The sequence below is a fragment of the Halomonas shengliensis genome (assembly GCF_900104135.1).
Lineage (GTDB): Bacteria > Pseudomonadota > Gammaproteobacteria > Pseudomonadales > Halomonadaceae > Halomonas > Halomonas shengliensis.
In genome coordinates, this window is record NZ_FNIV01000007.1 from 106,401 (window position 1) to 123,151 (window position 16,751).

18 protein-coding genes and 3 tRNA genes are annotated in these 16,751 nt (G+C 71.1%); 5 read left to right on the forward strand and 16 right to left on the reverse strand.

Features of this window, described 5'->3' with window-relative positions:
- Positions 1 to 32: 32 nt before the first annotated feature.
- From BLP95_RS11585 to BLP95_RS11625, 9 genes are all read right to left on the reverse strand, one after another.
- Positions 33 to 698 (reverse strand): fumarylacetoacetate hydrolase family protein, encoded by a 666-nt coding sequence (locus tag BLP95_RS11585; protein ID WP_089679596.1) that lies wholly within the window; start codon positions 696 to 698, stop codon positions 33 to 35.
- A 115-nt stretch (positions 699 to 813) separates the two neighbouring features.
- The gene (thpD, locus tag BLP95_RS11590; RefSeq protein WP_425402561.1) at positions 814 to 1,665 is read right to left on the reverse strand and encodes an ectoine hydroxylase; all 852 of its coding nucleotides are present in this window, start codon (positions 1,663 to 1,665) and stop codon (positions 814 to 816) included.
- Positions 1,666 to 1,999: 334 nt separating this feature from the next.
- Positions 2,000 to 2,075, reverse strand: a tRNA-Thr gene (locus tag BLP95_RS11595).
- Between the two features lie 94 nt (positions 2,076 to 2,169).
- Positions 2,170 to 2,244 (reverse strand) — tRNA-Gln (locus tag BLP95_RS11600).
- Positions 2,245 to 2,250: 6 nt separating this feature from the next.
- Positions 2,251 to 2,326: transfer RNA gene (locus BLP95_RS11605), tRNA-Phe, on the reverse strand.
- Between the two features lie 59 nt (positions 2,327 to 2,385).
- Positions 2,386 to 2,658 carry an oxidative damage protection protein gene (locus BLP95_RS11610; protein ID WP_089679600.1) on the reverse strand — a complete coding sequence of 91 codons (273 nt, stop codon included), beginning with the start codon at positions 2,656 to 2,658 and terminating at the stop codon, positions 2,386 to 2,388.
- On the reverse strand, positions 2,655 to 3,770 hold the full coding sequence (gene mutY, locus BLP95_RS11615; RefSeq protein WP_089679602.1) for an A/G-specific adenine glycosylase: 1,116 nt from the start codon (positions 3,768 to 3,770) through the stop codon (positions 2,655 to 2,657). Before mutY ends, BLP95_RS11610 begins: the two co-directional genes overlap by 4 nt.
- Positions 3,771 to 3,822: 52 nt before the next feature.
- Positions 3,823 to 6,177: an AsmA family protein gene (locus tag BLP95_RS11620; RefSeq protein WP_089679708.1), complete on the reverse strand. Its 2,355-nt coding sequence runs from the start codon at positions 6,175 to 6,177 to the stop codon at positions 3,823 to 3,825.
- The gene (locus BLP95_RS11625; protein WP_143004421.1) at positions 6,174 to 6,632 is read right to left on the reverse strand and encodes an acetyl-CoA sensor PanZ family protein; all 459 of its coding nucleotides are present in this window, start codon (positions 6,630 to 6,632) and stop codon (positions 6,174 to 6,176) included. Before BLP95_RS11625 ends, BLP95_RS11620 begins: the two co-directional genes overlap by 4 nt.
- Positions 6,633 to 6,788: 156 nt before the next feature.
- On the opposite strand from BLP95_RS11625, the gene hisB reads away from it, so the two are divergent.
- The 4 genes from hisB to hisF are packed head-to-tail and all read left to right on the forward strand — an operon-like array spanning position 6,789 to position 9,612.
- Positions 6,789 to 7,382 (forward strand): imidazoleglycerol-phosphate dehydratase HisB, encoded by a 594-nt coding sequence (gene hisB, locus BLP95_RS11630; protein ID WP_089679604.1) that lies wholly within the window; start codon positions 6,789 to 6,791, stop codon positions 7,380 to 7,382.
- Between the two features lie 30 nt (positions 7,383 to 7,412).
- Positions 7,413 to 8,054 carry an imidazole glycerol phosphate synthase subunit HisH gene (gene hisH, locus BLP95_RS11635; protein ID WP_089679606.1) on the forward strand — a complete coding sequence of 214 codons (642 nt, stop codon included), beginning with the start codon at positions 7,413 to 7,415 and terminating at the stop codon, positions 8,052 to 8,054.
- A gap of 33 nt (positions 8,055 to 8,087) precedes the next feature.
- Entirely contained in the window at positions 8,088 to 8,834 is a 747-nt protein-coding gene (gene hisA / locus BLP95_RS11640; protein WP_089679608.1) for a 1-(5-phosphoribosyl)-5-[(5-phosphoribosylamino)methylideneamino]imidazole-4-carboxamide isomerase, read from the forward strand.
- A gap of 4 nt (positions 8,835 to 8,838) precedes the next feature.
- Positions 8,839 to 9,612: an imidazole glycerol phosphate synthase subunit HisF gene (hisF, locus tag BLP95_RS11645; RefSeq protein WP_089679610.1), complete on the forward strand. Its 774-nt coding sequence runs from the start codon at positions 8,839 to 8,841 to the stop codon at positions 9,610 to 9,612.
- 58 nt (positions 9,613 to 9,670) lie between these two features.
- Here the strand turns inward: hisF and BLP95_RS11650 are convergent, their stop codons facing one another.
- Together BLP95_RS11650 and BLP95_RS11655 are read right to left on the reverse strand one after the other, a co-directional pair.
- A complete protein-coding gene (locus BLP95_RS11650; protein WP_023004364.1) occupies positions 9,671 to 10,255 on the reverse strand; it encodes a YjaG family protein in 585 nt (194 codons plus the stop codon).
- Positions 10,256 to 10,428: 173 nt separating this feature from the next.
- Positions 10,429 to 10,722 (reverse strand): MGMT family protein, encoded by a 294-nt coding sequence (locus tag BLP95_RS11655; protein WP_089679612.1) that lies wholly within the window; start codon positions 10,720 to 10,722, stop codon positions 10,429 to 10,431.
- A gap of 54 nt (positions 10,723 to 10,776) precedes the next feature.
- Between BLP95_RS11655 and BLP95_RS11660 the strand changes: the two genes are divergently transcribed.
- Complete coding sequence (locus BLP95_RS11660; protein ID WP_023004362.1) at positions 10,777 to 11,472, forward strand: type 1 glutamine amidotransferase; 696 nt, start codon at positions 10,777 to 10,779, stop codon at positions 11,470 to 11,472.
- Here BLP95_RS11660 and mnmH read toward each other — a convergent pair.
- The 5 genes from mnmH to BLP95_RS11685 all read right to left on the reverse strand — a co-directional run bounded on the left by mnmH (position 11,441) and on the right by BLP95_RS11685 (position 16,649).
- Positions 11,441 to 12,568, reverse strand: a complete 1,128-nt coding sequence (mnmH, locus tag BLP95_RS11665; protein ID WP_089679614.1) for a tRNA 2-selenouridine(34) synthase MnmH — start codon at positions 12,566 to 12,568, stop codon at positions 11,441 to 11,443. The two genes, BLP95_RS11660 and mnmH, sit on opposite strands and share 32 nt — an antisense overlap.
- Positions 12,565 to 13,602 carry a selenide, water dikinase SelD gene (gene selD / locus BLP95_RS11670; protein ID WP_089679616.1) on the reverse strand — a complete coding sequence of 346 codons (1,038 nt, stop codon included), beginning with the start codon at positions 13,600 to 13,602 and terminating at the stop codon, positions 12,565 to 12,567. Before selD ends, mnmH begins: the two co-directional genes overlap by 4 nt.
- Before the next feature lie 140 nt (positions 13,603 to 13,742).
- Positions 13,743 to 15,125 (reverse strand): DNA repair protein RadA, encoded by a 1,383-nt coding sequence (gene radA, locus BLP95_RS11675; RefSeq protein ID WP_089679618.1) that lies wholly within the window; start codon positions 15,123 to 15,125, stop codon positions 13,743 to 13,745.
- Positions 15,126 to 15,206: 81 nt separating this feature from the next.
- Entirely contained in the window at positions 15,207 to 15,656 is a 450-nt protein-coding gene (locus BLP95_RS11680; protein ID WP_023004358.1) for a copper resistance protein NlpE N-terminal domain-containing protein, read from the reverse strand.
- Between the two features lie 93 nt (positions 15,657 to 15,749).
- On the reverse strand, positions 15,750 to 16,649 hold the full coding sequence (locus BLP95_RS11685; RefSeq protein ID WP_089679619.1) for an AEC family transporter: 900 nt from the start codon (positions 16,647 to 16,649) through the stop codon (positions 15,750 to 15,752).
- Between the last annotated feature and the right edge of the window lie 102 nt (positions 16,650 to 16,751).

The following is a 16,751-nucleotide window of genomic DNA, read 5'->3' on the forward strand; positions in this document are numbered from 1 at the left end:
GTCTGCGGCCAGGGCTCACGCCAGCCCAGGCCTTACTCCACCACGCGGGTGGTCACCTCCAGTCCGCCGGTCAGAGTGAAGCGCAGCTCGCTGCCGCGCTCCAGCGGGCCGACCCCGGCGGGGGTGCCGGTCAGCACCACGTCCCCGGGCTGCAGGGTGAAGTGGCGGCTCATCTCGGCCAGCAGGGTCGGCACCGGGAACAGCATGTCGGCCCCCTCGCCCTGCTGGCGCGGCTCGCCGTCCACCTCCAGGGTGAAGGCAAGCCCGCTCCAGTTGGGCACCTGGGAGAGCGGCAGGAAGTCGGACAGCGGGCAGGCGCCGTCGAACGCCTTGGCGATCTCCCAGGGGTGCCCCTTCTCCTTGAGGCGCGACTGGACGTCACGCAGGGTGAGGTCGAGGGCCAGCCCGATGCCCACCACGGCCCGCTCCGCCTCGTCGGCGGTGACATGGGTCAGCTCCTCGCCGATCAGCAGCGCCAGCTCGGTCTCGTAGTGCACCTCGCCGCGGGAGAAGGGGGCCTCGATGGGGGCGGCCAGGGGCACGGCGCTGGTCGCCGGCTTGATGAAGAGCAGCGGCTCGCTGGGCACCGGGTTATCGAGCTCCCGGGCATGGTCGGCATAGTTGCGGCCGACGCAGACGATCTTGCCGAGCCGCTCGGGAAAGGCCTGGCCGTCGGTGAAGCGGGGGACAAAGCGCATGGCGCATCTTCTCCTTCTCGTTAGGCGTGCCGCGGGCGCGACAGACCTCCCAGTCTACCGCAGCCCGCGGCACACGCCACAGCGCCGGCGTCACGAGGCCGTCACCGCGGGTCCCTCACCCCTCCGGCGCCCAGGCCTCGCCCGGGTCGTGGGCCAGGAAGCCGGGACGACGACGGCGCGCCGCGAAGGGCGCCACGCAGCGGTTGTCGCGGCGGTTGTAGACGAAGAAGGCGTTGCTGCGCGGGTCCGGCGACATGTTGGCGTTGGAGCCGTGCAGCACGTTGCAGTCGAACAGCAGCAGACCGCCGGCGGCCCCGGTGGGCGCCTCAATGCCATGGCGCTCGACCAGGGCGGCCAGCGCCTCGCGGCTCGGCACGCCGAGCTCCTGGGTCTTCAGCGACTGCTTGTGGTTGTCATCCGGCGTCTCGCCCAGGCAGGGCACGAACACCTTGTGGGAGCCCGGGATCAGCATCAGCGGGCCGTTGAAGTGATGGTTGTCGGTGAGCACGATGGAGGCGCTCACCGCATGCATCGCCGGCATGCCGTCCTCGGCGTGCCAGGTCTCGAAGTCGGAGTGCCAGTTGAAGCCCTTGCCCTCGAAGCCCGGCTTGTAGTTGATGCGCGACTGATGCACATAGGGCTCGCCGCCCAGTATCTGCCGGGCACGGCCGACCAGGCGCTCGTCACGGGCCAGGCGGGCGAAGCGCTCGGAGAGGAAGTGCATCGCGAACAGCGAGCGGATCTCGTTGCCGGAGGGCTCGGTGACGCTGAAGTCGCGATGGCGGTAGTCGGGGTTCTGCAGCAGCGCCGCCAGCTCCCGGCGCAGCTCGTCGAGCTCCTCGCCGGCGATGAAGTTGGGCTCGAACAGGAAGCCCTTGCGCTCGAACTCGTCGAGCTGCGCCTGGCTCAGGGGGCCCGCCTCGGCGCTTCCCTTCACCACCGCCTCGCGACGATTGAGCCAGGGCATGTCGAAGGGCTCGGCCAGGCGCGTCGGGTAGGGATCCTGGCCGGGACGCGGCGCGCTCTTCACGCGGCTCTGCGGGTCCGGCGAGTCGACGACACCATGACGGGAAACGGTCTTCTCAAACGCACGGTCAGACATCTTGACTGACATCCAATCACCTCCTGTGTGTCCGTGATCAGTCTCAGCAAAACTCGTGTTCCGACGGCGAGACAGCCGTGAGCGACCCCAGGGGGAAGGAGCCGCGACAACAGATGTGGGGATGCCCTGCCCATTTTCAAGGGACACAAAAAACCGCCTCGATGGGCGGTCATGGACGCGCAGCGGCGCGGAGTCTGGATGGTGCCGGCACCAGGAGTCGAACCCGGGACCTACTGATTACAAGTCAGTTGCTCTACCAACTGAGCTATGCCGGCGATGCCGCGCTTGCCACGGCGTGAGAGGATTCGGCCCTCTCAGCGAGAAAGACCGTGAACAGGGTCCACGGTCTTTCGGAAACGAGGTTGGCGATGGCTGGGGTACCAGGATTCGAACCTGGGAATGCCGATACCAAAAACCGGTGCCTTACCACTTGGCGATACCCCAGCAGCGTGGTGGCCAGAGACGGAATCGAACCGCCGACACGGGGATTTTCAATCCCCTGCTCTACCAACTGAGCTATCTGGCCCTTGCCAACGGTGCGTATTAAACCCTAACCGTCTTTCCCCGTCAACCCCTTTCGTTTCATCAGGATGAGGGCGGGACATAGCCCTCGGCCTGGTCGGTCTCGCGGTTGTCCAGGAAGCGCTCCATCTGCTCCATCAGGTACTCCCGGGAGGCCGGGTCGAGCATGTTGAGGTGCTTCTCGTTGATCAGCCGGGTCTGCAGCGCCTGCCACTCCTCCCAGGCCTGCTTCGAGACGCTGGCCTGGATCTCCTGCCCCTTCTTGCCGGGCAGCGGCGGGAACGGCAGGGCCTCGAGCTCCTGCTGGTACTTGCGACAGAATACGGTCTGGCTCATGGACTCTCCTCGGAAACGCTCTCTCGGGGGCTCGGCGGCGCCTCGAGGGTGAAGGGGGCCAGGCTTGCCAGCAGGCGCTTCACCGGGGCCGCCAGGCCCAGGGCATCGGGTCGTGCGGGATCGTACCAGCGGCGGCTCTCGCCGATCGAGTCGAGGCGAGCGATCCGCGCCGGTCGCGGGGTGATCTCCAGCCGGAAGTGGCTGAAGACGTGGGTGAAGGGAGCCCAGGCGGGCGCGAGCTCGCTGCCCGGCGCATGGGCATCCAGCCAGGCCTCGAGGGCCGGGGCATCATCGAACTGCGGTAGGCTCCAGAGCCCGCCCCACAGGCCGCTGGAGGGGCGCTGCTCCAGCAGCACGCGCCCTTCGGCGTCGCGCAGCAGCAGCATCTGGGTGGCGCGGGTGGGCAATGCCTTCCTGGGCTTCGATTCCGGGAAGCGGCGCTCCTCCCCCCGGGCATGGGCCAGGCACACGTCGGCGAAGGGGCAGCGCCCGCATTCCGGCGTGCCGCGCCGGCACAGTGTGGCCCCCAGGTCCATCATCGCCTGGGTGTAGTCGGCCAGCCGCTCATGGGGGGTGTAGTGCTCCGCCAGGGCCCACAGCCGGCGCTCCACCGCGGGGCGCCCGGGCCAGCCCGGCTCGGCGTGCAGCCGGGTGAGGCTGCGCTTGACGTTGCCGTCGAGGATCACCGCGCGCCGCCCGCGGCTCTGGGCGACGATGGCCCCGGCGGTGGAGCGGCCGATGCCGGGCAGCGCCGCGAGCGCCTCCACCGCCTCCGGCAGCTCGCCGCCGTGTTCGTCGACGATCACCCGCGCCGCCTTGTGCAGGTTGCGCCCGCGGGCGTAGTAGCCGAGCCCGGTCCACAGGTGCAGCACCTCGTCCTGCTCCGCCCCTGCCAGGGCAGCGACGTCGGGAAACCGCGCCATGAAGCGCTCGAAGTAGGGGATCACCGTGGTCACCTGGGTCTGCTGCAGCATGATCTCGGAGACCCACACCCGGTAGGGGGTGCGGTCACGCTGCCAGGGCAGGTCGTGGCGGCCATGGGTATCGAACCAGTCGAGCAGGCGACGCTGGAAGGCCTCGGGGGGCAGGACGGGGGTCGGCGTATCGCTCATCGGCACTCAAAAAAAGGCGCCGGCACAGGGCCGGCGCAGGGACTGACTTGGCTCACTCGAAGAGACCGCGCAGGGCGTCGCGGAGTTCCCCGCCGGCCTCCCCGCCGATGCGCTCCTCGAGCTTGTCGAGGGCGCCACCGAGGCGCTCCTCCACCTCCTCGCCGGCGCGCTGCTGCAGCTCCTGGCGCAGTGCCTCGCCGATGGCTCCCTGGAAGGCCTCGCGATCGAAGCGGCACCACTCGGCGCTGTCGCCGTCGAGGTTACCCTCGCAGCGTACCGGGAAGGGCAGGCGCTCGAGGCGCGGGTTGACCTCGCAGGCGAGGTCGGCGGTATCCACCACCCGGGCGGCGCCGCGCAGGTCGAAGCGCCGGCTGGTGAGGTCGAGCCAGCCTTCGCCGCCCATGTCGATGCCCGGCAGGGTAATGGTGAGGTCGTCGCTCTCCATCACCCCCTCGCGGAACACCAGGGTCGCCTCGGCGCGGTCGAAGCGGGTATCGGGGGCCCAGTCGCGCTGGGGCTGTTCGCCCTCCAGGGTCGCCACCGCGGTGCACAGTTCGCGGGAGACGTTGACCTCGAGGATGGCGCCATCGTCGAGCCGCGTGGCCAGGCGCCCGCCGAGGCCGCGACGCATCTCTGGCCAGGCGTTGCCACGGGTCGTCAGTTCGCCTTCGACGAAGGCACGGCCGCGCAGCGGCGCCTTCTCGTCGCCCTCGCCCAGCGCCTCCAGCAGGGCATCGACGCGCACCCGCTCCAGGCGGGGCGCCAGCCGCCAGGCGGCGGGCTCGCCGGTGAGGTCCAGCTCCCCCTGGACGGCGAGGCTGCCCTCGTAGAAGGCGGCCTCCAGCGTCTCCAGTCGGTGGCGCCCGTCGCTGCCCGCCAGCGCCAGGGTGACATCGGTGGCATCCAGCCCGGCCAGCCGCAGGCGACTCAGGCGCAGCTCGGCATCCAGCGCCAGGGGGCGCAGCCATGCCAGGGGCAGCGGTTGCGGCTCGTCCTGGGCGAAGGCGCGCGCCACGCCGGGGAGCGCCAGGCCGGCGCTCGCCTCGGCCTCGCCCTGGCCAGGCGGCAGGTAGGCATCCAGGTCGAGGCTGTCACCCTGCAGCTCGGCCTCCAGGCGCTCGCCGCCGAGGCCGGCGTCGAGGCGGCCGGTGAAGGTGCTGCCGTCCAGCAGCAGGGTCAGGCCGGTCAGCGCCACCCGGTCCAGGTTCCCCTCCAGGGGGCTGGTCAGGGCCACATCGGTGAGGGCCTCGGGGTCGGTGGTGGCAGGCAGGCGGTCGAAGCGCTCCAGCCAGGGGCGCAGGGAGAGGGGTGCCAGGCGAAGCTGGCCGTCGTAGCGGGGCGCCTCGCCCAGCCCGGCCAGGTTGAGGTTGCCGCTCAGGCGCAGGCCATGCTCGCCGGTCAGCTCCAGGTCGCGCAGGCGGGCGACGCCCTCCGCGAGGTCCGCCTCCATAGCGAGCGCCAGGGTGAGCGGCAGCGGCGACTCCCCCAGGACGGGATGCACCAGGGTCGCCTCCAGGGTGGCGGGCTCCAGACCCAGGCGGCGCTCGGCCATGTCGACCACCAGGCGCCCGCCCTCGAGCGCCAGGTCCTGGGCGGGCTCCACGCCGGGCAGCCGGTTGCTGGTGGCCAGGGAGAACGCCTCGAGGGTGTAGCGACGCTCGGCCAGCGCCAGGGTAAGGCGGCCGTCGAGCTCCACATCGCTGGCCAGGCGGGGCACGGTGTCGTCGAGCCCCGTCGAGGTGTCGTAGCCGAGCACCTGGAAGCTGGACTGCAGCGGGAAGGGATTCCGCGGATTGACGTTGCGACCGCTCACCGAGAGCCCCTTGAGACGCAGCGAGCGGTCGCCGGCCCGGTCACGGTAGTTCACCTCGCCATCCCTGACCTCGACACTGGCGATGTTGAAGGCCACCGCCAGGCCGCCACCGTCACCCGGCACCGGCGCCGAGGAGGCGTCCTCCGGCCGGGGGGCGCCGGCCTCCTGGTCGGGCGCGGCCAGGCGCTCCACCAGGGGCTCCCAGTTGCCGCGCCCCTGCTCGTCACGAGCCAGGTTGAGGCGCAGGCCGTTGAGGGTCATGCCGTCGATGGCCACCTCGCCGCGCAGCAGCGAGGCCACCCCCAGGCTGACCTCGGCGCGCTGGAAGGCCATGAAGGCGGGATCCTCTCCCGCCGCCTGCGCCGGCAGCCAGGCCTGGGCCTGCTCGACGCTGACCCCGAGCCGCGGATAGAAGGACCAGGCGATGGGCCCCTCCAGGGCGAGGCTCAACCCGGTCTGCTCCTGCACCACCGCCTCGAGACGGGGCTTGAGGTCCTCGGGATCGAGGAAGGTGGTGACATAGACCACCGCCGCCACCGCCAGCACGGCGACGATGCCGATGGCGGCCAGCAGGGTGCTGAGCAGTCGCTTCATCGCGGGACCTCCGGAGGCTGGCCGGGCAGCACCAGGCGATAGTGGTCGCCGTCGCGGTCGAGTCGGTAGCCGAGCCGCGAGAGCAGCACCTGGTCGGCCATCTGCAGCTGGGAGGCCTCGGCGCACAGGCGACGCCCCTCGCCGGCAGCCGCCTGGCCGACCAGTGCCAGCAGGCGTGTGCCCACCCCGCGCCGGCGGGTCGGCTTGCGCACGCAGAAGTGCGACAGCCACCAGGCCGTGCCGTCGTCGCGGCGCGCCACGGCACCGATCAGGCGGTCATTGAAGCGGGCGCAGAGGAAGGCGTGCCCCACCGCCAGATGCTGTTCGATGAAGGCGTCGACCGGAGCGGGCAGCCGCTCGGCGGGGGCATCGGCGTAGATGCGGGCGAGATCGGTTCGGGCCTGGGCATCCGCTTCCCAGGCGCCCCGATCGACGGGGTGCAGAGTCACCGGCATGAAAAGAACCTCCCTGGGCCGGGACGGCAGCGGGCGCCACCGTGCGACGGGCAATATGGTGAATGGAGGCATTGTAGCGGATGGGCGTCGCGATTCTCTATAATGGCGGCTTCGTCATCGCCCCTTCCCACTGCGCCCCGGCGCTGGAGAGCCTCAATGTCCGAGCGTATCGCCACGGTCAGCCGTGACACCCAGGAGACCCGGATCCGTGTCTCCGTCAACCTCGACGGCAGCGGCAAGCTGAACTGCGAGACCGGCGTGCCCTTCCTCGATCACATGCTCGACCAGGTGGCCCGCCACGGCCTGATCGACCTCGACATCCACGCCGAGGGCGACCTGCATATCGATGACCACCATACCGTCGAGGACCTCGGCATCACCCTGGGGCAGGCCTTCGACCAGGCGATCGGCGACAAGCGCGGCATCTACCGCTACGGCCACGCCTACGTGCCGCTGGACGAGGCGCTCTCGCGTGTGGTGGTGGACTTCTCCGGCCGCCCGGGGCTGTTCATGGACGTCGCCTTCACCCGCGCCGCTATCGGCCGCCTGGATACCCAGCTGTTCCAGGAGTTCTTCCAGGGCTTCGTCAACCACGCCCGGGTGACCCTGCACATCGACAACCTGAAGGGCGAGAACGCCCACCACCAGGCGGAGACCATCTTCAAGGCCTTCGGCCGCGCCCTGCGCATGGCCGTGGCGCCGGACCCGCGCATGGCCGGCCAGATGCCCTCCACCAAGGGCAGCCTGTAAGGCCCTGTACCACGCAACGAGGAGCGCCCCATGACCATTGCCGTCATCGACTACGGGATGGGTAACCTGCATTCCGTCGCCAAGGCACTGGAGCACGTCACCCACGAGAACGTGGTGGTCACCCGCGACCCCCGCCGCATCCTCGGCGCCACTCGCCTGGTGCTGCCCGGCCAGGGCGCCATCCGCGACTGCCTCGGCGAACTGGAGAGGACCGAGCTGCGCGGCCTGGTGGAGGAGCTGCTGGCCAACCAGGAGAAGCCCCTGCTGGGCATCTGCGTGGGCCAGCAGATGCTGCTGGAGCGCAGCGAGGAGAACGGCGGCGTCGACTGCCTGGGCTTCCTCGGCGGCGAGGTGAAGCGCTTCCCCGCCGACATGCGCGACGACCTGGGCCAGCGCCTCAAGGTGCCCCACATGGGCTGGAACCTGGTGCACCAGCACCGCCGGCACCCGCTGTGGGAGGGCATCGACCAGGACGAGCACTTCTACTTCGTGCACAGCTACTACGTGGCCGCCAGCGACGAGGCATGCGTGTACGGCACCACCGACTATGGCCGCGTCCAGGCCCACGTGGCCATCGGCCGCGACGCCACCTTCGCCGTGCAGTTCCACCCCGAGAAGAGCTCGCGGGCCGGCCTCAGGCTGCTCGAGAACTTCGTACAATGGACGCCCTGAGCCGCGCCCATCCCGAATCCACAGGAGCCTGACATGCTGGTAATTCCCGCCATCGACCTCAAGGACGGCCAGTGCGTGCGCCTCAAGCAGGGGCGCATGGACGACGCCACCACCTACGGCGACGACCCGGTGGCCATGGCCGAGCGCTGGGTCGACGCCGGCGCCCGCCGCCTGCACCTGGTGGATCTCAACGGCGCCTTCGAGGGCAAGCCGGTCAACGGCGAGGCGGTGACCGCCATCGCCCGCCGCTACCCGACGCTGCCGATCCAGATCGGCGGCGGCATCCGCAGCGCCGAGACCATCGAGCACTACCTGGCCGCCGGCGTCTCCTACGTGATCATCGGCACCAAGGCGGTCAAGGAGCCCGACTTCGTCGGCGAGATGTGCCGCGCCTTCCCGGGCCACGTGATCGTCGGCCTCGACGCCCGCGACGGCTTCGTGGCCACCGACGGCTGGGCCGAGGTCTCCCAGGTCAAGGCGGTGGACCTGGCCAAGCGCTTCGCCGACGACGGCGTCGCAAGCATCGTCTACACCGACATCGCCCGGGACGGCATGCTCAACGGCGTCAACGTCGAGGCCACCGCGGCACTCGCCCGCGACGGCGGCCTGCCGGTGATCGCCTCGGGCGGGGTGACCAACCTCGACGACCTGCGTGGCCTGGCGGCCGCCCGGGAGCCCGGCATCCTCGGCGCCATCACCGGCCGCGCCATCTATGAAGGCAGCCTGGACCTCGCCGAGGGCCAGCGGCTGTGCGACGAACTCGCCCGCGAAGGGAGCTGACACCATGGGACTCGCCAAGCGCATCATCCCCTGCCTCGACGTCGACGCCGGCCGCGTGGTCAAGGGGGTCAACTTCATCGGCATCCGCGACGCCGGCGACCCGGTGGAGATCGCCCAGGGTTACAACCAGCAGGGCGCCGACGAGATCACCTTCCTCGACATCACCGCCAGCCACGAGGACCGCGGCACCACGGTGGAGATGGTCGAGCGCATCGCCGGCGAGGTGTTCATCCCCCTCACCGTGGGTGGCGGCATCCGCACCTGCGATGACATCCGCACCATGCTCAACGCCGGTGCCGACAAGGTCTCCATCAACACCGCCGCGGTCACCAATCCCGAGTTCGTGCGCGAGGCCGCCGAGCGCTTCGGCAGCCAGTGTATCGTGGTGGCCATCGACGCCAAGAAGGTCTCCGCCGAGGGCGAGCCCGAGCGCTGGGAGATCTTCACCCACGGCGGGCGCCGCCCCACCGGCCTCGACGCCGTGGAGTGGGCGAAGAAGATGGTGGAGTACGGCGCCGGCGAGCTGCTGCTCACCAGCATGGACCGCGACGGCACCAAGGCCGGCTTCGACCTGGGCGTGACCCATGCCATCGCCGAGGCGGTGAGCGTGCCGGTGATCGCCTCCGGCGGGGTGGGCAACCTCGACCACCTGGTGGAGGGCGTGGTCAAAGGCGGCGCCGACGCCGTGCTCGCCGCTAGCATCTTCCACTTCGGCGAGTACACCATCCCCGAGGCCAAGCGCTATATGGCCGAGCGCGGCATCGAGATGCGGCTGTAGGCAAGCGAAGGGCCCGCCACTTGGCGGGCCCTTTGCGTTTCGGCCGGCGTGCCGGCGACTACTCCTCGGCGGAGAGCCCCAGGTTGCTGACGCCCTCGTTGCGCCCCAGCCGGCGCAGCGCCTTGAGGGCATCGCGATCCAGCGGGCCCGCCTCCACCGCCTCCAGCACCGCGTCCTGGAAGTCGTTCTCGTCCGCCATCAGCGGATGCTCGCGCACCAGGGCGGCCAGGCGCTCGCCGTCCTCCTCGCCCTCGGTCAGCTCGATGAAGGCTCGCACGCCTCCTCGCGACGCACGGCTCACCTCCAGCACCGCCTCGGGCGCCTCGCCCTGCAGGGTGTCGAGCAGCGCCGAGAGCGCCGCCACCGCTTCGGTGGCACGCCGCGCCCCGAAGCTGTCGTCCCCCTCCGGCGGCGCCAGCTCGGCGAGCTTCTCCGCCTGGCGCTCGAAGTCGATCCGCGCCTCCCTGACCGAGAGACGCTCCCAGACCAGCTCGAGGATGGCGCGCAGCCCCGCCGGGTTGCCGTGGCCGGTGGTCTGGGCGTAGAGCGCATAGTTGGGCAGCAGCCGCTCGCACAGCGCCGCCATGAAGGCCTGCTGGCGGCGCGGCTCGAGGCCCTGCAGGCGCTGAAAGAAACCGCTCATGGACTCTCCTTGACGTGTACCTGTCTAAAATCTGTGCCTTTAAGCTCACAAAATCAGCGAGGCCCCGGGGATAGGGCGAAGAGGGGGTCCGAGGACCAGGGAAGGCCGAGGTAGCGCACAAGGAGGTATTCACAGCGCCCCCTCGCAGACCTATCGCCGGGACAGCCCGAGCGTCACGGCCACATCCGCTCCGCCGGCGCCCGGCCGCGGGCATCCAGCAGTACCCCCTCGGCGGCCAGGCGCTGGCGCTGCTCCGCGGCGCCGGGATGGTCGGCCAGCTTGCGCGAGGCGGTGATGATGCGAAACCACGGCAGGCCGTGGTCGGAGGGCAGCTCGCGCAGGGCACGCGCCACCAGCCGCGGCGTGGCCCCCTCGGCCATGGCGGCGATGCGGCCGTAGGTGGTCACCCGCCCCGGCGGGATCTCGGCGATGACGGTCAGGACCTGTTCCCTCCAGCCGGCCTTCATGTACCCTTGCGCTCCCCTATCCGTTGCATCCGATCCGCTGGCGAGGTTTCCCCCATGCATGTTCATCTGCTGCAGCACGACCCGCACCGGGGTCCGGCACGCCTGGCCGACTGGCTGACCAGCATGGGCCACAGCCACACGGTGTTCCACCTCGACGCCGGCGAACTGCCGCCCAGGCTCGCCGACGGCGACGCCCTGATCCTGCTCGACGGCCCCGAGGGCCCCCTGGACAGCGACCGGCTGCCGTGGCTGAAGGGCGAGCGCAAGCTGGTGGCGCGCGCCCTGGATGGCCACAAGCCGCTGCTCGGCATCGGCTTCGGAGCCCGCCTGATCGCCGAGGCGCTGGGCGCCGTGGTGGCCCGCGGGACCTTCGCCGAGACCGGCTGGCACCCCGTCACCCTGGCCGCGGAGAACGGCCTGGACCTGCCCGAGCGGTTCGACGCCTTCATGTGGCACCGCGAGGTCTTCTCCCTGCCCGAGGAGGCCGTGGCGCTGGGCGGCAGCGCGGCGAGCCCGCTGCAAGGCTTCGCCTGGGACGGCGGCCGCGTGCTGGGCCTGCTCTGCCACCTGGAGGCCACCGCCGAGAGCGTCGAGGCGCTGCTCGCCCATGTAGCCCCGCCCGAGGGCAGCGACGCCAGCCCCCACGCCCAGGACGCCGCGGCGATGCTCGCGGACCCGCGGCGCTTCGACCGCCTCGCCCCGCTGCTCGACCGCCTGCTCAGCCAGTGGCTGCGGAGCGCTGCGGCGTGACCGCCCCCTGCTCCTCGGACCACTGCCGGGCCACCGCCAGGCAGCTCTCCCAGTCGCCTACGTGGAGGAAGTGGCCCGGGTCGCGCTTCTCCAGCTGGTAGCGGTACATGGGGTCGTAGTACTCGGTGAGCAGCGGCGCCAGCCACGCCTCGTGGGCCTGGGGGTTGCCGCGCTCGTGCTCGCGGAAGGCCTGCGCCTGGAGCCGCTGCAGCCGCGCCAGGCGTGCGCTGCCCAGGCGCTTGCGCAGCTTGGCCAGGGACTCCTCCAGCTGCTTGCGCATCAGCGTCCAGCCCAGCCACTCGCCGCACTGGCGACGATAGACCGCCCACAACTCCTCGATGTAGTCGCGATGGATCTGCGCCAGGCGCCAGTCCAGCGGCATCTCCACCCGCACCCGCGGGGCGCGCTGCATCGCCTCCCAGAAGGCCAGCGGCAGGTTGGCGCCGCCGATATGGCGCGACTCGTCCTCGACCACCACGGGGCCCGGCAGGTCGAGCAGGTGCCGCCCCATGGCGTGCTCGAAGTCGATCTGGCTGGGCGCCTCCAGGGGGTGGCGGCCGAAGGCGGAGCCCTTGTGACGGGCGCAGCCCTCGAGGTCGAGGCCGTTGTCCAGGGCCAGCACCAGGTCGGTCTTGGCGCAGCCGGTGAGGCCGCCCACCACCAGCAGCGGCTGTTCGGCGGCGGCGTCGATGCGCGCGCAGAGCGCCTGGCGCATCGCCTTCCAGCCGCCGCGGATGCGCGGCCGGGTGATGCCGGCCTCGGCCAGCCACTGCTGGGCGATCTGCGAGCGCAGCCCGCCGCGGAAGCAGTAGACGATGGCGTCGGGGTGGCGCGCGAGCAGCTCGCGCCAGGCCGCCACCCGCGCCGCCTTGACCTCGCCGCCGACCAGCCGCTCGCCCAGGGCGATCGCCGCGGTCTGGCCGCGCTCCTTGTACTCGATGCCGACCAGGTGGCGCTCGTCATCGTCCATCAGCGGCAGGTTCACAGCCCCCGGCAGCGCTCCCTGGGCGAACTCCACCGGGGCCCGCACGTCGATCAGCACCCGCCCCTCGCGCAGCAGCGCGAGGTCGGGCTCGACCAGCGGCAGCTCGCTCATCCCTGCACCTCGAGGCGCGCCGCGCCCCGCGCCGGGACGATCTCGCCGAAGGGCGCCAGGGTCAGGCCGTGCTGGCGGCCGATGCGCTCCACGTCATCCTCCCAGGCCGGGTCCACGGCGAGCAGCAGGCCGCCGGAGGTCTGGGGGTCGCAGAGCCACTGCCAGTGGGCCTCGTCCATCTCGGGCAGGCTCTCGCCCAGCGCCTGGCGGTTGCGCAGGGTGCCGCCGGGCACCGCGCCCCGGCGGCGATAGGCTTCGGCCTCGGCCAGCCGCGGCAGGCGGCGGAAGTCGATGCGGGCGGCCACCTCGCTGGCCTGGCACACCTCGATCAGGTGGCCGCCGAGGCCGAAGCCGGTGACGTCGGTCATGGCGTGCACCCCGGCGATCCGCGCCAGCTCCTCGCCGATGCGGTTGGCGCGCAGCATGGTCTCCCGGGCCAGCCCCTGGTGGCCGGGCTCCAGCAGCCCCTTCTTCTCGGCGGTGGTCAGCATGCCCACCCCCAGCGGCTTGGTCAGGAACAGCAGGTCGCCGGGCCTGGCGCCCTTGTTGAGCTTGAGGTGGGCGAGGTCGACCAGGCCGTTGACCGCCAGGCCGAAGATCGGCTCCGGGGCGTCGATGGAGTGGCCGCCGGCCAGGGCCACGCCCAGCTCGCGGCACACCGCCTGGGCCCCGGCCATGACGTCGCCGGCCACCTCGGCGGGCAACGTGTCCAGCGGCCAGCCGAGGATGCCCAGCGCCATCACCGGGGTGCCGCCCATGGCGTAGATATCGCTGATGGCATTGGTGGCGGCGATGCGCCCGAAGTCGAAGGGATCGTCGACGATGGGCATGAAGAAGTCGGTGGTGGCGATCATCCCACGGCCGTCGCCGAGGTCGTAGACGGCGGCGTCCTCGCGGCCCTGGTTGCCGACGATCAGCCGCGAGTGGGTCGCCCCGGGGCCGGCCTTGGCCAGGATGCCGTCGAGCACGTCGGGGGCGATCTTGCAGCCGCAGCCGGCACCGTGGCTGTACTGGGTCAGGCGGATGGCGCTCATCGAAGTCTCCTCTGGTTCGTTACCGGTCATTCTACACCAGGGGCCTCGCCGGACGTCTCAGGTGGAAATACCGCTCAAGGCTTCCCCGGTGACAGGCCTTCGCTATCACAGCATGATCAACGCGATAGCCACACACATCGCTACAGCGCCTCCAGGGCGTCGGCGAGCTTGTCCACGGCGACCACCTCCATGCCCTCGGGGCTGCGCTTGGGGGCGTTGCCCCGCGGCACGATGGCGCGGGTGAAGCCGTGCTTGGCGGCCTCGACGATGCGCTCCTGGCCGCTGGGCACCGGGCGGATCTCGCCGGAGAGCCCCACCTCGCCGAACACCACCAGCTCGCGGGGCAGCGGCCGGCTCTGCAGGCTGGAGACCACCGCCAGCAGCACCGCGAGGTCGGCGCTGGTCTCGAGCACCTTCACGCCCCCCACCACGTTGAGGAAGACGTCCTGGTCGCCGGTGAAGAGCCCGCCGTGGCGGTGCAGCACGGCGAGCAGCATGGCCAGGCGGTTGGCATCCAGGCCCACCGCCACCCGCCGCGGGTTGCCCAGCGGCGAGTCGTCGAGCAGTGCCTGCACCTCTACCAGGATGGGGCGGGTGCCCTCCCACACCACCATCACCAGGCTGCCCGGGGCCTGCTCCTCGGTGCGCGACAGGAAGATGGCGCTGGGGTTCTTCACCTCCTTGAGGCCGTGCTCGAGCATGGCGAAGACGCCCAGCTCGTTGACCGCGCCGAAGCGGTTCTTCTGGCCGCGCAGGGTGCGGAAGCGCGAGTCGGCGCCGCCCTCCAGCAGCAGCGAGGCATCGATCATGTGCTCCAGCACCTTGGGCCCGGCCAGGGTGCCATCCTTGGTGACATGCCCCACCAGCAGCAGCACGGTGTCGCTGCCCTTGGCGAAGCGGGTCAGCGCCGCGGCGGATTCGCGCACCTGGGCCACGCCCCCCGGCGCCGAGGCGATCTCCTCCAGGTGCATGGTCTGGATGGAGTCGATGATCAGGATCTCCGGGCGCTCGCGCTCGGCCACCGCCAGCACCGTCTCGACGCTGGTCTCGGCCAGCATCTTGAGCCCCTGGGTGGGCAGCTGCAGGCGGTGGGCGCGCATCGCCACCTGGGAGAGCGACTCCTCGCCGGTGACGTAGAGCACCCGGCGCGACTGGGCCAGCTTGCAGGCGGTCTGCAGCAGCAGGGTCGACTTGCCGGCGCCGGGGTGGCCACCCAGCAGCACCGCCGAGCCCGGTACCAGGCCGCCGCCCAGCACCCGATCGAACTCGGCGAAGGTGGAGGAGAGCCGGGGCACCTCGCCGAGGTCGACCTGGGCCAGGTCGACCACCTCGCGGGTCAGGGCGCCGGCGTAGCCGCTGCGCGCCGCGCCCGCGGCGGCACCACCGCCTGCCCCGGGCCGCGCCGTGGCGAGGCGCACCTCGCTCAGGGTGTTCCATTCCCGGCAGCTGGTGCACTGCCCCTGCCACTTGCGGTACTCGGCACCGCACTCGGTGCAGACGAAGGCGCTCTTTGCCTTGGCCATGGCTCTCTCGTCACTTGGGGTGGCTGACAACGGCAGGGGGCGGCCCAAGGCCGCCCCCGTTTCACGCGCTGGCGCGGGCGATCACTGCCGCTGGAGCTGCAGCATCTCGCTGTTCTGGAAGCGACGACGCTGGGGGTCGATCAGCTCCAGGGTCTGGGGGTCGAGGCGCAGGAAGTAGTAGATCTGCCCCTCGCCGTCCGGCGTCAGCTCGTAGACGGTGGCGTCGGGCTCCTCGGCGGTGCCCTGCAGCACCTCCCAGTTGCCGGCGTAGTTCTCGTCCGGCGGGCTCTGCGGATGGCCCCGATAGGAGGCGTTGAGCTCGAAGGTGCGCTCGCCGGCGGCGGCCTGCTCGTCGCCGCGCAGCAGCACGTCGAGGTCGATGCCGTCGCAGTTGCGGCACGGCAGGGTGCCCTGGTAACGCTCCTCGTCGGGCTCCACGGCGGCGCCGTCGGGGCCTCCGGTGGGGCCGGCGGCACAGCCGGCGAGCAGTGCGAGCAGCGCCGAGCCGGCAAGCAAGGTCCTGATTTGCATATGTGTCCTCCTGGGCAGTGGGCGTGACACCGTGTACCGCTGTCCACGGCGGCCTGAGTCACAGCATAACCGCTGACACGCCCGGCGCACAGGTCAGCCGCCGACGCCGGCCTGCACATGGGCGAACACCAGCGCCAGCACCACCGGCATCACCACCAGCGACCCCAGGTTGCCGATCAGCACCAGCGAGGCGACCTTGTGGGGCTCCTGGCGATACTGCTCCGCCACCAGGTAGTTGAGCACCGCCGGCGGCAGCGCGGCGAACACCCACAGCGCCGCGGCCTGCAGGCCGGAGAGCCCCAGCCACCACACCAGCGGGGCGGCCAGCACCAGCCCCGAGAGCGGGCAGAGCACCGCCCCCAGCAGGCCGGTCTTCCAGTCGGAGAAGTCGATGTCGAGCATGCGCACGCCGAGGGCGAAGAGCAGCAGCGGGATGCACACCCCGCCCAGCATGTGCAGCGCCTCCAGCAGCCAGCCGGGCAGCGGCAGCCCCAACAGGTTGACCGCCAGGCCGGCGAAGGTAGCCAGCACGATGGGCAGGCGCAGGATGCGCAGCAGCGACGAGCCGGGGCTGAGCATCCACAGCCCCACCGTGAAGTGCAGCAGCATCTCGACGATGAACAGCACCACCGCCGCCGGCAGCGCCGCCTCGCCGAAGGCCAGCAGCAGCAGCGGAATGCCCATGTTGCCGGAGTTGTTGAACATCATCGGCGGCAGGAAGGTCTTCACCTCCAGCCCCAGCCAGCGCACCAGCGGCCACAGCACCAGCCCCGAGCCCAGCACCACCACCACGCCGCCCAGCGCCAGGCCGGCATACTCCTCCAGCGGTGCCTGGCCGTCGGCCAGCACCGCGAACACCAGCATGGGCACGAAGAGCTCCATGTTGAGGGTGTTGAGGGTGGCGATGTCGGGGCTGCGGAAGCGGCCGTAGAGGGTGCCGCAGCCGGCGATCAGGAATACCGGCAGCAGGGTGGCAAGGATCTGGGCGGTCATCGCGGACTCTTGTGATGTGGGCTCGGATGGCCGCCCAGCCTAGCACGAAGGCGGCTTGCGCGGCCCGGCCGCGCGGGTCACCATGCCCCCATCCCCTCCCAG

Coding starts and splice junctions, on each gene's coding strand:
- hisA (WP_089679608.1), top strand. CDS start 8,088: ATGCTGGTAATTCCCGCCATCGACCTCAAGGACGGCCAGTGCGTGCGC.
- BLP95_RS11620 (WP_089679708.1), bottom strand. CDS start 6,177: ATGAAGCGACTGCTCAGCACCCTGCTGGCCGCCATCGGCATCGTCGCC.
- hisB (WP_089679604.1), top strand. CDS start 6,789: ATGTCCGAGCGTATCGCCACGGTCAGCCGTGACACCCAGGAGACCCGG.
- BLP95_RS11625 (WP_143004421.1), bottom strand. CDS start 6,632: ATGCCGGTGACTCTGCACCCCGTCGATCGGGGCGCCTGGGAAGCGGAT.
- BLP95_RS11610 (WP_089679600.1), bottom strand. CDS start 2,658: ATGAGCCAGACCGTATTCTGTCGCAAGTACCAGCAGGAGCTCGAGGCC.
- selD (WP_089679616.1), bottom strand. CDS start 13,602: ATGAGCGCCATCCGCCTGACCCAGTACAGCCACGGTGCCGGCTGCGGC.
- hisH (WP_089679606.1), top strand. CDS start 7,413: ATGACCATTGCCGTCATCGACTACGGGATGGGTAACCTGCATTCCGTC.
- mnmH (WP_089679614.1), bottom strand. CDS start 12,568: ATGAGCGAGCTGCCGCTGGTCGAGCCCGACCTCGCGCTGCTGCGCGAG.
- BLP95_RS11650 (WP_023004364.1), bottom strand. CDS start 10,255: ATGAGCGGTTTCTTTCAGCGCCTGCAGGGCCTCGAGCCGCGCCGCCAG.
- hisF (WP_089679610.1), top strand. CDS start 8,839: ATGGGACTCGCCAAGCGCATCATCCCCTGCCTCGACGTCGACGCCGGC.
- BLP95_RS11685 (WP_089679619.1), bottom strand. CDS start 16,649: ATGACCGCCCAGATCCTTGCCACCCTGCTGCCGGTATTCCTGATCGCC.
- BLP95_RS11585 (WP_089679596.1), bottom strand. CDS start 698: ATGCGCTTTGTCCCCCGCTTCACCGACGGCCAGGCCTTTCCCGAGCGG.
- radA (WP_089679618.1), bottom strand. CDS start 15,125: ATGGCCAAGGCAAAGAGCGCCTTCGTCTGCACCGAGTGCGGTGCCGAG.
- mutY (WP_089679602.1), bottom strand. CDS start 3,770: ATGAGCGATACGCCGACCCCCGTCCTGCCCCCCGAGGCCTTCCAGCGT.
- BLP95_RS11680 (WP_023004358.1), bottom strand. CDS start 15,656: ATGCAAATCAGGACCTTGCTTGCCGGCTCGGCGCTGCTCGCACTGCTC.
- BLP95_RS11655 (WP_089679612.1), bottom strand. CDS start 10,722: ATGAAGGCCGGCTGGAGGGAACAGGTCCTGACCGTCATCGCCGAGATC.
- thpD (WP_425402561.1), bottom strand. CDS start 1,665: ATGCCCTGGCTCAATCGTCGCGAGGCGGTGGTGAAGGGAAGCGCCGAG.
- BLP95_RS11660 (WP_023004362.1), top strand. CDS start 10,777: ATGCATGTTCATCTGCTGCAGCACGACCCGCACCGGGGTCCGGCACGC.